The sequence below is a fragment of the uncultured Paracoccus sp. genome, from assembly GCF_947496875.1.
Classification (GTDB): Bacteria; Pseudomonadota; Alphaproteobacteria; order Rhodobacterales; family Rhodobacteraceae; genus Paracoccus.
Map to the genome: position 1 here is coordinate 192,596 of NZ_CANMEH010000004.1, position 12,486 is coordinate 205,081.

The 12,486-nt window shown below is 65.6% G+C and carries 13 protein-coding genes; 7 read left to right on the forward strand and 6 right to left on the reverse strand.

The features are described from left to right. The first annotated feature begins 186 nt into the window (after nt 1-186). The 4 genes from Q0938_RS07360 (at nt 187) to Q0938_RS07375 (ending at nt 3,307) form a co-directional block, all read left to right on the forward strand. Nucleotides 187-1,035, forward strand: coding sequence for a shikimate dehydrogenase (locus Q0938_RS07360; RefSeq protein WP_299360636.1), 849 nt, complete (start codon nt 187-189; stop codon nt 1,033-1,035). After that, entirely contained in the window at nt 1,032-1,634 is a 603-nt protein-coding gene (coaE, locus tag Q0938_RS07365) for a dephospho-CoA kinase (protein ID WP_299360638.1), read from the forward strand. The genes Q0938_RS07360 and coaE overlap by 4 nt, the downstream gene beginning before the upstream one ends. Beyond that, the gene (dnaQ, locus tag Q0938_RS07370) at nt 1,627-2,334 is read left to right on the forward strand and encodes a DNA polymerase III subunit epsilon (RefSeq protein ID WP_299360796.1); all 708 of its coding nucleotides are present in this window, start codon (nt 1,627-1,629) and stop codon (nt 2,332-2,334) included. The genes coaE and dnaQ overlap by 8 nt, the downstream gene beginning before the upstream one ends. A gap of 61 nt (nt 2,335-2,395) precedes the next feature. Further along, the gene (locus Q0938_RS07375; RefSeq protein ID WP_299360639.1) at nt 2,396-3,307 is read left to right on the forward strand and encodes a YihY/virulence factor BrkB family protein; all 912 of its coding nucleotides are present in this window, start codon (nt 2,396-2,398) and stop codon (nt 3,305-3,307) included. On the opposite strand, the gene Q0938_RS07380 is transcribed toward Q0938_RS07375, so the two are convergent. Genes Q0938_RS07380 through Q0938_RS07390 form a run of 3 tightly spaced genes read right to left on the reverse strand, consistent with a single transcriptional unit; the run spans nt 3,301 to nt 5,827 of the window. Then, entirely contained in the window at nt 3,301-5,055 is a 1,755-nt protein-coding gene (locus Q0938_RS07380) for a histidine kinase dimerization/phosphoacceptor domain -containing protein (protein ID WP_299360640.1), read from the reverse strand. The genes Q0938_RS07375 and Q0938_RS07380 overlap by 7 nt on opposite strands. A gap of 35 nt (nt 5,056-5,090) precedes the next feature. Next, entirely contained in the window at nt 5,091-5,678 is a 588-nt protein-coding gene (locus Q0938_RS07385) for an RNA polymerase sigma factor (RefSeq protein WP_299360642.1), read from the reverse strand. Nucleotides 5,679-5,680: 2 nt separating this feature from the next. Next, nucleotides 5,681-5,827 carry a NepR family anti-sigma factor gene (locus tag Q0938_RS07390; protein WP_299360643.1) on the reverse strand — a complete coding sequence of 49 codons (147 nt, stop codon included), beginning with the start codon at nt 5,825-5,827 and terminating at the stop codon, nt 5,681-5,683. A 92-nt stretch (nt 5,828-5,919) separates the two neighbouring features. Between Q0938_RS07390 and Q0938_RS07395 the strand changes: the two genes are divergently transcribed. Continuing rightward, complete coding sequence (locus Q0938_RS07395; protein WP_299360645.1) at nt 5,920-6,723, forward strand: response regulator; 804 nt, start codon at nt 5,920-5,922, stop codon at nt 6,721-6,723. Between the two features lie 73 nt (nt 6,724-6,796). Here the strand turns inward: Q0938_RS07395 and Q0938_RS07400 are convergent, their stop codons facing one another. The 3 genes from Q0938_RS07400 to Q0938_RS07410 form a co-directional block, all read right to left on the reverse strand. After that, nucleotides 6,797-8,110: an MFS transporter gene (locus Q0938_RS07400; RefSeq protein WP_299360647.1), complete on the reverse strand. Its 1,314-nt coding sequence runs from the start codon at nt 8,108-8,110 to the stop codon at nt 6,797-6,799. Nucleotides 8,111-8,192: 82 nt separating this feature from the next. Further along, complete coding sequence (locus Q0938_RS07405; protein WP_299360648.1) at nt 8,193-8,492, reverse strand: HU family DNA-binding protein; 300 nt, start codon at nt 8,490-8,492, stop codon at nt 8,193-8,195. A 547-nt stretch (nt 8,493-9,039) separates the two neighbouring features. Then, nucleotides 9,040-10,524, reverse strand: a complete 1,485-nt coding sequence (locus Q0938_RS07410; RefSeq protein ID WP_299360650.1) for an AMP nucleosidase — start codon at nt 10,522-10,524, stop codon at nt 9,040-9,042. Between the two features lie 99 nt (nt 10,525-10,623). Between Q0938_RS07410 and Q0938_RS07415 the strand changes: the two genes are divergently transcribed. Then, the gene (locus Q0938_RS07415) at nt 10,624-11,601 is read left to right on the forward strand and encodes an LLM class flavin-dependent oxidoreductase (protein WP_299360652.1); all 978 of its coding nucleotides are present in this window, start codon (nt 10,624-10,626) and stop codon (nt 11,599-11,601) included. After that, nucleotides 11,598-12,485, forward strand: a complete 888-nt coding sequence (locus tag Q0938_RS07420; RefSeq protein WP_299360654.1) for an SDR family oxidoreductase — start codon at nt 11,598-11,600, stop codon at nt 12,483-12,485. Before Q0938_RS07415 ends, Q0938_RS07420 begins: the two co-directional genes overlap by 4 nt. Nucleotide 12,486: the final 1 nt, after the last annotated feature.

Below are 12,486 nucleotides of genomic sequence, written 5' to 3' on the forward strand. Positions count from 1 at the left end.
ATCCGGCCCTGCCGAACCGTTCACATGGGCTCGGATCAGGGCCAGAGGGATCACACCCAGCTTGTCAGAGGCTTCTTACACAGGCTTGTCCCCATTTCTGTCGTCAATGCGATGGCCGAGCCGCGGGGGTTGTTCCGACGATCCGTCCGGCCGATGATTGATGCGTCGCACTAGACCGGAGCCTCGATGGCCGACCCTCATCCCAAGTCGAACGGTATCCCTCTGGCGGGTGTGATCGGCTGGCCGGTCGCTCATTCGCGCTCTCCGGCGCTGCACGCGCACTGGCTGGCGAGGTACGGGATCCGTGGCTACTACGTTCCCATGGCGGTGCAGCCGGAGCATCTGGCCAATGTCCTGCACACGCTCCCGCAGGCGGGCTTCGTCGGCGCAAACGTCACCATCCCGCACAAGGAGGCGGTGCTGTCCCTGGCCGATGTCGTTTCTGACCGCGCCGCATTGATCGGTGCGGCCAACACTCTCACCTTCCGGCCGGATGGAAGGATGTACGCGGACAACACCGACGGATACGGCTTCATCGCCAACCTGCGTCAGGGGGTGCCTGGATGGCGACCCGACGCCGGCCCCGCGGCGGTGATCGGGGCCGGCGGCGCTGCCCGGGCCGTTGTCTGTGCATTGCTTGAAAGCGGTGCGCCGGAAATCCGCATCGCGAACCGTACCCGCTTGCGGGCAGAACGGATCCGGTCCGATTTCGGTCCGCGCGTGATCGTCTGTGACTGGGTCCAGGCCGGCAACATGCTGGACGGGGCTGCCACTGTCGTCAACGCGACATCGATGGGGATGGATGGTCGACCAGATCTCCGTGTCCCGATGGACATCTTGTCAGCGCAGGCAGTCGTGACCGATCTGGTTTATACGCCGCTGGAGACAGCCTTTCTGGTCAAGGCACGCGACAGGGGCTGCGAGGTGGTCGACGGGTTGGGCATGCTGCTGCACCAGGCCGCCCCCGGCTTCGAACGCTGGTTCGGTCAAACCCCGGAGGTCGACAATGACCTGCGCCGGGCGGTACTCGCATGAGCTTCGTGCTCGGCCTGACGGGCGGGATCGGAATGGGTAAGACCACTGCTGCCAAGATGTTTGCGGCCCGCGGCTGTCCCGTCTGGGATGCAGATGCGGCGGTGCACAGGCTGTATGCAGCCGATGGCGCCGCCGTCGAACCTGTCGGCGCAGCCTTCCCCGAGGCCGTCGTGCAGAACACCGTCGATCGCAGCCGACTGAAGGCACTGCTGGCCGCCGATCCTGACGCCCTGTCGCGGCTCGAGGTGATCGTGCATCCCCTGGTCGCAGCGGATCGGGCCGCGTTCCTCGAACAGCATGCCGCGGCACCCATCGTGGTACTGGACATTCCGTTGCTGTTCGAGACCGGCAGCGCCGCCGCGATGGACGGGGTCGCGGTGGTCAGCACCGATGAGGCGGTCCGGCGCAACCGCGTCCTGGCGCGGCCGGGAATGACGGCGGCCACTCTCGACCTGATCCTGTCGCGTCAGATGCCGGATGCGGACAAACGTGCCCGCGCCGACTGGATCATCCCGTCCGACAGCATTGACGCCGCCGAGGCGGCGGTCGATGCCATCTGTGACGAAATTCTCCACCGCAGGGACGCACATGATCCGTGAGATAGTGTTCGATACCGAGACGACCGGATTCGATCCGTTCACCGGCGACCGCGTCGTCGAGATCGGCGCGGTCGAACTGATCAACCATCTGCCGAGCGGTCGACGCTTCCACGTCTACATCAACCCGGATCGGACCATGCCACCCGAGGCGTTGGCGGTGCATGGGCTGACCGACGATTTCCTGCGGGACAAACCCCGCTTTTCGGAGATCGCTGCCGACCTGCTGGCATTTGTGGGCGCGGAAGCGCGCATGATTGCCCACAACGCAGAGTTCGACTTCAAGTTCTTGAATGCAGAACTTCGGCGGTGCGGCCAACCGCCCCTGACGGCGGAGCGGGCGCTCGATACGGCAGCAATGGCGCGGCAGAAGTTTCCCGGCGCGCCCGCCTCACTCGACGCGCTTTGCCGCAGGTTCGGGGTGGACAACTCTGGGCGAGATCTGCACGGGGCGCTGCTCGACAGCGAACTGCTGGCCGAGGTCTATCTTGAGCTGATCGGCGGTCGTCAGCCTGATCTCGTGCTGGACGCCCCGGCCGCTGAGGGCGGTCAGGCGGTATCCCTTGCGCTGACCCCCCGGCGCGTCCGGGCACGACCGCTGCCGCCCCGCATCAGCCCCGCCGAGATCGAGGCGCATGCGGCCTTCGTCGCGAGGATGGGAGACAAGGCGGTCTGGCTGCGGGTCGCCAGCCCGCTGTCCTGATGCGACGTTGCACGCCGCCGGCAAAGCGGCGATGCTGTGCCGGCGCAGACGATGAGCCGGCATGATCGAACAGCTCAAAGATATCTGGGTCTTCATGCAAGCCGTGTTCGAGCGGATGGACAAGATCCACATGGGTCTGATCGCAGCGGGCGTGGCCTTCTACGCGATGTTCGCCGTGTTTCCCGGAATGGCGGCCATCATCGCCCTGTGGGGCCTGTGGTTCGACCCGACGATCATCACCGACTACTACATGACCGTGGATGAATTCCTGCCACCCGAGGCAGGCGAGATCCTGCGGGCCCAGGTCGATGCGCTGACCTCTGGCGGGCGGACCAAGCTGGGCTGGGCCTCTGCCATCTCGTTCCTCATCGCTACCGTCGCGGCACGGGCCGGAGTCGATGCGTTGGTCCGGGGCCTGAACGCCGCCTATGGGGTACGTTCCCACTCCACCATCTTCGGTTTCGTTCTGGCCTACGCCCTGACGCTGGCAATCGTCGGCGTTGTGCTGATGGGCCTTGCCACGATCGTCATCGTCCCCCTGGCGCTGAATTTCCTCAAGTTCGGGGCAATCCGGGGCTTCCTGATCAGCGCCGCACCTTGGGGCGCGTTGTTCCTGATCGTCATCATCGGGATCGGGCTGATCTATCGGTATGGGCCCAACGTGAAGACGCCCCGGACTCCGATCTTCACGTGGGGTGCGCTGATCGCGGCCATGGCATGGGCCGGGGCGTCGCTGGCGTTTTCAGCGTATCTTGGCAGTTTCAACAGCTACAACCGGATTTACGGGTCGATCGGGGCCGTCGTGGCGCTGCTGATGTGGTTCTATCTGGCCGGATTTTCGGTGATGCTCGGCGCCTTGATTAACGTCGAACTGGCCCGCCGGCGGCGGGTGGTGGCGGCCCGCCGCGCCCGGGCACTGGCAAACCGGACCGAAGCCGCCAATGCATCTGAACCGCACCAAGAGTCTCAGTGACGCGCACCGCCACGGGCTGCGGATGTCAGGACGACCCGTCGCTCGGGCTCAACGGAAAACCCGACGTTCTCGTCCACCCGAAAGCGCATCCGCAACCTGTAGGACTTCTCGTCGATGTGGGTTTCGGCTTCGCTGTCAAGTTGCGTGGCAAAGGCCTCGATCAGCTGTCCACCCAGGCCGGTTCCCTCGATCTGCTCGCGGGTGCTCGGGCCGATCGAGTTCTCGACCTCCAGCAGGGCGAAACCGGACACGTCCCGCTTCAGCGCGACCCGGACGAAATAACGCCCGTCCTCCTCCGACCGGCCCGCATATTTCAGCGCATTCGTGAATGCCTCGGTCGTCAGCAGCGTCAGCGGCACCGCCTGGTCGGGTAACAAGGTGAGGTGGTCGAGATCCGTCTGGATGGTCAGACCTGAACCTGGCCCGACGGAGGCGTTTGCCATCTGGTTGATGATGTCAGAAATGAGCCGATCGGCCTCGACGGAATCCAGATGTTCGGCCTGGTACAGGTTTCGGTAGATGGTCGCCAGCGAGGCGACGCGATCCTGGACGGAGCGCAGCACCTTCCCCGCCTCGCTGTCCCTGAACATGCGACTTTGCATGTTGATGATGGATGCGATCAGCTGAAGGTTGTTCTTCACGCGATGATGGACTTCCTTCAGCAGGACCGTCTTCTCGTGGACGGCTGCCTCCATCGCGGCTTCGTCGCGGATCAGGATACGCGCCATGTCATGAAAGGTCTGGCTGACATCGGCGATCTCGGCCGGCGCGTCCTCCAGCACCGGTGGCGGCAGTCGCCGGTCCCCAATGGCAAAGCGCCGCATCTGTCCCCGCAACTCCCGGATATGGCGCAGGACCAGCCGGAAGACGGCAAAGTAGGCTACGGCGAGCGAGACGGCCCACAACGCCACGGGAAACAGGATCCCCGTGAAGCGCGAGATCGAGATGTTGATGACGTCGGCGGAATTCAGGTTCCAGCTGCCCAGGGCGTAAACCAGCCCGGGGATCACGGGTACGACCGTGAACAGCCGTGTCTCGCCCGAGTTCGCCACCTCACGGAACGTGGTCTCGCTCCGATCGATCAGCGACTGCAGTGTCGCCCCCTGGGGCAGCAGGGTCGACACGTCGGCCCGCGACGCATCCGTGGAAAGCACCTGTCCGGTATTGGTGAAGGTGACCACCCGGGCGGCATTGCCGTTGTTGTTGGGGTCGTGGGTCGACCGCATGAGATCCTGCGACATCGATGTCGCGACATAGCCCAGCAGTTCGCTGTCCTCGTACAGCGCCTGCGACACGATCACGACCGGTTCGCCGGTGATGGGTCCCGCGGACGCGGCCGAGATGACGACACCGGGATTTTCGATGAACGCGAGATAATGCTCGGAGCCCCGCAAGTCGTGCCGACCGTCGTCGCGCGAGGTACAGTCCGCGAACCCGTCCAGCCGGGTAAACCCCGCAAAGGTGAAGCTGGCGCTGTTCTGGACGAACCGGCGCAGCATGTCGGAGCATGCGGCGGAGTCCTTCATCGTCTCCAGCACGGCCGGTCCCAGCGCGTCGGCCGATCCCAAGGCATTCTGCAGAAGCGCGCGTTCGCCGGCGGCGGCGGCTGATGTCCGGCCGAGCAGGGCGAGCTCGGCAGACCTCTCCGCAGCCTGCGAGAGGTTCAGCGTCTGCATCAGGGAAATGAGCCCGATCGGCAGGATTGCGACCGACAGCAGCATCGCCAGCCGGAAACCCAGCCCGCGCATGAACTGCAGTCGTTCCGACCAGCGCACGTGCACGCCTAACGCGAGACGGGGTTGTTCGCCATCACAGCCATGGTCGCGCGGTCGGTCATCTCGAACTCTTCGCCGTCCTTGAGGTGCAGCAACTCGGCCAGCCGACGCCGCCCCCGGTTGGCCCGGGACTTGACGGTGCCGACCGCGACGCCGGTCATCTCGGCCGCTTCCTCGTAGGAAAAGCCCGAGGCGCCGACCATGATCAGGGCTTCACGCTGTTCGTCGGGCAGCTTGTCGAACGCGGCCCTGAAGTCGTTCATGGCCAGGCGTCCGTCATGTTCCGGACGTGTCGCCTGTCGGGCCGCATGAATGCCGTCGCTGTCGCTGACCTCGCGCCGCGTCTTGCGGCGGGCAGAGTAGAACGTGTTGCGCAGGATCGTGAACAGCCAGGCGCGCAGGTTGGTCCCGACCTGGAACTTGTCCATGTTGGTCCACGCCTTGACGATCGTGTCCTGGACCAAGTCGTCGGCCGACGCGCCTTCGCGGGTCAGCGACAGCGCAAAGGCCCGCAGCGCGGGCAGGTGGTCCACCAGTTCGTCACGCGGATCGCCGCTCTTGGCTGCGTCCCGGTCTGACGCCAGTCGGTGTTTCATGATTATTCCTGGCCACGCAGTTTCTCGAGAAGAACAAGAAACCTGTCGGGGACCTCTTGCGCCCTGTCCTGCTCATACACCCGCCGCAGATTTTCGTCGATCTGCTTCTCGATGGCGGCGCGCTTGCTTTCTTCACGCCTCATGTTCATTGGTCATCATACTTCCGGAAACTTGTGTGCACCGTCCCCAACAGATAGGTAGCACCAACAGTTCCGAGGAACGCCGAATTTTTGAGGATTTGATGTCAGCTGCAGATCTTGCCCAGTCGATCGGACGTGAACTGCCCTATCTGCGCCGGTACGCCCGGGCGCTGACGGGCACGCAGAGTGCAGGGGACAACTATGCCGCCGCGACCCTGGAAGCCATCCTGGCGGATCGCAGCATGGTTGCCGGCGATGACATCCGCATCGCCCTTTACCGCGCCTTTCATGCAATCTGGCAAAGCTCGGGTCAGCCGGTCGACAGCGAGGAACAGACTTCTCGCGAGGCGCGGGCCCAGCACCACCTGCGCAGCCTGACCCCGAATTCGCGCGAGGCGCTGTTGCTGCGCACGATCGAGGAGCTGCGCTATGACCAGATTGCCCGGGTCATGCAGATCGAGCAGGACGAGGCTGAGGAGCTGGTGCAGATCGCCCTGAACGAGATGGGGCGCGCGATCAGCGGCCGGGTGATGATCATCGAGGACGAGACGATCATCGCGATGGACCTGAAGGGCATCGTGCAGGCCATGGGGCATGAGGTGACGGGCATCGCCCGAACCCACTCGGCTGCCCTGCAGTTGGCCGGGGAACGGCGCCCGGACCTGATCCTCGCCGATATCCAGCTGGCCGACGGATCGTCGGGGATCGATGCGGTCAACGAACTGATGACCAGCCTGGGCGATCTGCCGGTGATCTTCATCACGGCGTTCCCCGAGCGGCTGCTGACCGGCGACCGGCCGGAACCGGCCTTCCTGATTTCCAAGCCGTACAGCGAGGAACAGGTGCGGTCCGCCGTTAGCCAGGCGATGTTCTTCGCGTCGTCGGAAGGCATGGGCGCTGCCTGAGCCAACCGCAGCCACGACCTTCTGAAATCCGCAATGCAGCACCGAGGCCCCGCCAGGGCCTCGCTTTCGGTTGTCAGACGATCGACATGTCGCGTGTTTCCTTGCCGATCAGCAGTGTGACGACAGCCGCGATGATCAGCAGCGCCGCGAACAGGCCGATCGCCAGCGCGAAATCACGCTCCACGACAGGGCGCAGCAGGCTCGGAGCAAAGATGCCTCCCAGCCGCGCCATCGCCCCTGCCGTGCCCATGCCCGTCCCCCGCAGGGTGGTCGGGTAAAGCTCGGGTGTCAGGGCGTAGAGGGCCCCCCACGTGCCGAGCAGGGCAAAGCTCATCACCAGAAGCGAGATTGCGACCATCGCGGCCGAGGTGGCGAGCACGAAACCCAGACAGCCAGCCGCTGAGATCAGCAGGAACAGTTGCAGCGTCGGGCGGCGGCCGATCCGCTCCACCCCCCAGGCCGCGAGCGCGTAGCCCGGCAGCTGGGCGATCGCCAGCAGCACGAGAAAACCGTACCCCCGGACGAAGCCGAACCCCTCGGTCGCGAGCCGGCCCGGCAGCCATACGAAGACGCCATAGTAGGACAGCGACACCAGGAACCACAGCGCCATGACCGCGATGGTCATGCGGGCGCGACCACCGGAAAAGAGCCCTTCACCCGGGATGCCGGCCGGAACCGACAGGCGGATCTTGTCTGAGAGCGCCGCGATTCCGTTCGTTCGGCGTACCCTGTTCAACACCGACCGGGCCTCATCCAGCCGACCCTTGCGGATCAGGAACATCGGTGACTCGGGCACCCACAGGCGCAGGAAGATGCCGATCAGCGCCGGCAGCGCCGCGACGATGTAGATCAGCTTCCAGGGGGAGGTCAGGCCGGTCGAGGCCGCATACCAAGCGGTCAGCGCCACGATCAGCGTCCCGACCGCCCAGAACCCCTCGAGCCAGACCAGCCAGCGACCGCGATTTCGTGGCGGCAGGAATTCGGCCATCATCGCGTAGTCGACGGGCAGGGTGCCCCCCACCGCCATCCCGGTCAGGAACCGCAGGAGGAGCAGGATCTCGAACGAAGGGGCGAAGGCCGACGCCAGTCCGAACACGGCATCGCAAAGAACCGTCACCAGCAGGACGTTCCGACGCCCGACCCGGTCCGCGATCCGCCCGAACAGCGCGGCACCCAGGAACATGCCCAGGAAGAACAGCGTACCCGTCTGCTGCGCAGCCTGCGCGACGGTCAGGCCGAAATCCTTCGCGATCGAGGCCGCAGCAAAGCCGACCGCCACCACCTGCATCGCATCGGCTGCCCACACCAGGCCGAAGATGCCCATCAGCCGGCGCTGAAAGCGTCCGGCGCCCGCTTCGCTCAGGACCTCGTCGACCGTTCTGTCCATGCCTGTGCCTCGCGCTGAGCGGATACCGGAAGAGGCCGCGACCGGCGCGACCCCTGCACCCTTCCTGTGGATCCCTGTGGGATCAGGCGTTGACGCTGTCCTTTAGCGCCTTGGCGATGGTCACCTTGACCACCTTGTCCGCGGGCTTCGTCATCATTTCCTGCGTCTGCGGGTTGCGAACCTGACGCTCAGGCCGGGCGCGCACACCGATCTTGCCGATCCCCGGCAGAGTCAGGGTGCCGCCCTCGGCCACCGTGCGGCTGACCACGGTCTGGATCGCGTCCAGCGCGGCGTTCGCGGATTTCTTGTCTCCGCCCATCTCGTCGGCGAGCGCAGCAACGAGTTGCGTCTTGGTCATCGGCTTGGCAGGGGCATCAACCATGGGGTCCCGTCTCCTCGTGTGGCGCACGCTTGAGCGCGCGCATTCGTACCAGTCGCGCTGGCAATTCCACTGCTACAGCCGGTTTTTCCCAGCATTTCAACCTTTTTTGCGGCTCGCGGAGGCTGGAACGGCCACAAGTGGCTCAAATTGGCCTCACACGCGGCCGTGGCGCACGGGGTCGACGCCTGACCGTCCGGGGGGTCCGGTGCTTGGCCCGTTGCTGTGACATCCGCCTGCGCCACATCGCCCGACGGGCGCGCTCCGGTGCGGCCAGACGATAAGGGCGTGGCGGATATCATAGCGCAGCACGCGGAAATCGGCAGCCTGCGACGCGTAGATGTCGGGGCGGAAGATCGAGAGCAAACGAGCGAGGAATGTTCCGAAAGGTCCGCGGGTCGCCTGCGTTAGCTCGACCGGCACCCGGATGAAGTTCACACCGGTGCAGCTTGAGTGTCAGATCGTCAAGATTTCAGAAAGACGGGCGTCGCCCAGCCGACCGCAATGCTTCCAACTTTAGCGTCGCAGCCCTCGTGAAAGGGGGAGGCGCTTACAAGAACGCCGTCTCGTGGAACGAGCGCAGCTTGCGCGAATGTAGCCGCTCCACCGGAGTCTCGCGCAGCTTCTCCATCGCGCGGATTCCAATCAGCAGATGACTGGCGACCTGGGTGCGATAGAAGTCCGTGGCCATTCCGGGCAGTTTCAACTCACCGTGCAGGGGCTTGTCGCTGACGCACAGCAACGTGCCGTAGGGGACGCGGAAGCGATAGCCATTTGCGGCGATCGTGGCGCTTTCCATGTCCAGCGCAACGGCCCGGGACTGCGACAGCCGCTGCACGGGTCCTGACTGGTCCCGCAATTCCCAGTTGCGGTTGTCGATGGTCGCCACCGTGCCCGTCCGCATGATCCGCTTCAGCTCGTACCCTTCCAGTTGGGTGATCTCGGCCACCGCCTCCTGCAGCGCAACCTGCACTTCTGCCAGAGCGGGGATGGGCACCCAGATGGGCAGATCGTCGTCCAGCACATGGTCTTCGCGCAAATAGGCGTGGGCGAGCACGTAATCGCCCAGGGACTGGCTGTGGCGCAGCCCGGCGCAGTGCCCGACCATCAGCCAGGCATGCGGCCGCAGGACGGCGATGTGGTCGGTGGCGGTCTTGGCGTTGGACGGACCCACGCCGATATTGACTAGGGTGATCCCTTTCCCGTCCGCGCGCTTCAGGTGATAGGCGGGCATTTGCGGTGTCTTGGCACCGGTGGCGATTACCTCGTCGGGCCGCTCCAGAACGCTGTTGCCGGGACCGACAAACGCGACATAGCCGCTGTGCGGGTCCGCGATCACACGCCGGGCAAACGCCTCGAATTCGTCCACGTAGAACTGGTAGTTCGTGAACATGACAAAGGTCTGGAAGTGCTCGGGTGCGGTCGCGGTGTAGTGGGCCAGCCGGGCCAGGGAATAATCAACCCGCTGGGCGGTGAACGGGGCGAGCGGCCGGCTGCCGTCCGGGTCCGGGGTTCCCGTTCCGTTGACGATGTCGTCGTTCATCGTGTTCAGGTCGGGCACGTCGAACACGTCGCGCAGCGAATAATCCAGCACGCCATCCTGCGGCACGTTCAGATCGCTGCGCGTCGCCACGGCGAAATGGACCGGCATCGGCGTGGCGCTGTCGCCGATCGCCACGGAAACCCCGTGATTGCGGATCAGCAGCCCGATCTGCTCGGTCAGATAATCGCGGAACAGCTCGGGCCGGGTGACCGTCGTGGTATAGCTGCCCGGACTGGCGACGTGGCCGAAGGCGAGCCTTGAATCCGTCTTGCTGTGAACCGAGGTGGTCAGCTGAATCTCCGGGTAGAACGCCCTGAACCGCGCTTCGGGACGGTTCCCGGACAGGGTCGTCAGGAACCGGTCCAGCAGGAACGCCGAGCTTCGATCGTACAACTCGACCAGCCGGTCCACCGCCGCCCCCGGGTCGGCGAAGAACACGCGTTCCACCGGGTCTGGCGTTTCGACCGGCAGCAGCCGTGTCATGCTGTCCATGCTCATATCCCGCTTGCCCGGCGGGACTGTCGCATCGCCATGGTGCACTGGCAAGTGGACCGGGGCGGGCCTATGTGAGGGTCAAACAGGGGACTGCTCATGGACCTATCCATTCTCGACTTGGCGCCTGTTCCCGAAGGATCGGACACCCGCACCGCCATCGCGACCAGCGTCAGTCTGGCCCAGGCGGCCGAGGCGCAGGGCTACAAGCGCTACTGGCTGGCCGAACACCACAACATGCCCGGGATCGCCAGTGCCGCGACCGCGGTGCTGATCGACCACATCGCCGGGCAGACCAGCAGCATCCGTGTGGGGGCGGGTGGCATCATGCTGCCCAACCATGCACCCCTCGCGGTTGCCGAAGCGTTCGGCACGCTGGCCACCATTCACGGACCCCGCATCGACTTGGGGCTGGGGCGCGCGCCTGGCGGCGACGGCGCGGTGATGTATGCCTTGCGCCGGGGGATGCAGCGCAACGACGATTTCCCCAACGACGTGGTCGAACTGCTGTCCTATCTTGGCCCGCGCCGCGCGGGGGCCCCGGTGGCGGCCCATCCGGGCGAGGGCACGAACGTGCCGGTCTGGATCCTCGGCTCGTCGCTCTATGGGGCGAGCCTGGCGGCGGCACTCGGGCTGCCCTATGCCTTTGCGTCACATTTCGCCCCCGGCGATCTGGACCAGGCCGTGTCTCTCTACCGCCAGCGGTTCCAGCCGGGGCCGTGGGGGGATGCACCGCGGTTCATGCTGGCGGTCAATGTCATCGCCGCCGACACGGACGCCGAAGCGGCGCGGCTGCGCACCAGCCAGCAGATCAGCTTCTACCGGCTGCGCAGCGGCCAGCCGGGCAAGCTGCCGCCGCCCGTGGATGATCTGGACGCCCATATTCCCCCCCAGCACCAGACGGCGGTAAATGCCACGTTGCGGATCAGCGCTGTTGGCGCGGCAGATGCGGTCGAGTCGCAACTGGACGAATTGGTGGCGAAGTACGAACCCGACGAGATGATCCTGACCGGCAACATCTTCGATCCTGACGCACGGCTGCGCAGCTATGCCATCGCCGCCGAGGTGATGGGATGAAGCTGGTTGTCTTGGGGCACGGCTACTCGGCGGGCTTTCTGACCCGTCTGCTGGTGCCGCGGGGATGGGAGGTGGTCGGAACCACCCGGGAAGGCAAGTCGCGCGTCGCGGCGGACGGCGCCCGGCCGCTGCACTGGCCCGGCGAAGAAGAAGCGGTCCGCTCGGAGCTTGCATCTGCGGATGCGATCCTGATCGGCGCCGCACCGGACGAGGCGGGTGATCCGGCCCTGCGGGACTTCGCCGACGCGATCGCGGCCAGCCCGGCACCCTGGCTCGGCTACCTGTCGACGACTGGCGTTTACGGGGATCGGGACGGCGGCTGGGTCGACGAAAGCTCGTCCCTAAACCCGACCACCCGGCGGGGGCGGGCGCGGGTGACTGCCGAGGCGGACTGGCAGGCGCTGGCGCTGGCGCATGACCTGCCGCTGCACATCTTTCGTCTGGCCGGCATCTATGGCCCCGGCCGGGGTCCATTCGCCAAGCTGCGCGCGGGCACGGCGCGGCGGATCGTGAAACCGGGCCAGGTGTTTTCCAGGATCCATGCCGAGGACATCGCGCAGGTGCTTGCGGCGTCGATTGCCCGGCCTGATCCCGGCGCGATCTACAATCTCTGTGACGATGATCCCGCACCGCCGCAGGACGTGATCGCCCATGCTGCCGAACTGCTCGGCGTGCCGGTGCCCGAGGCGGAACCGTTCGATACCGTCGGGATGACGCCGATGGCGCGCAGCTTCTACGCGGACAGCAAGCGCGTGCGGAACGACCTGATCAAGCGGGATCTCGGCGTTCGCCTGCGCTATCCGGATTACCGGAGCGGCCTTGCCGCAGTTCTAGCGGCGGAGCAGGCGAACCGTCTCGCTTCACGTGAAACTGTCGGAAGATAGC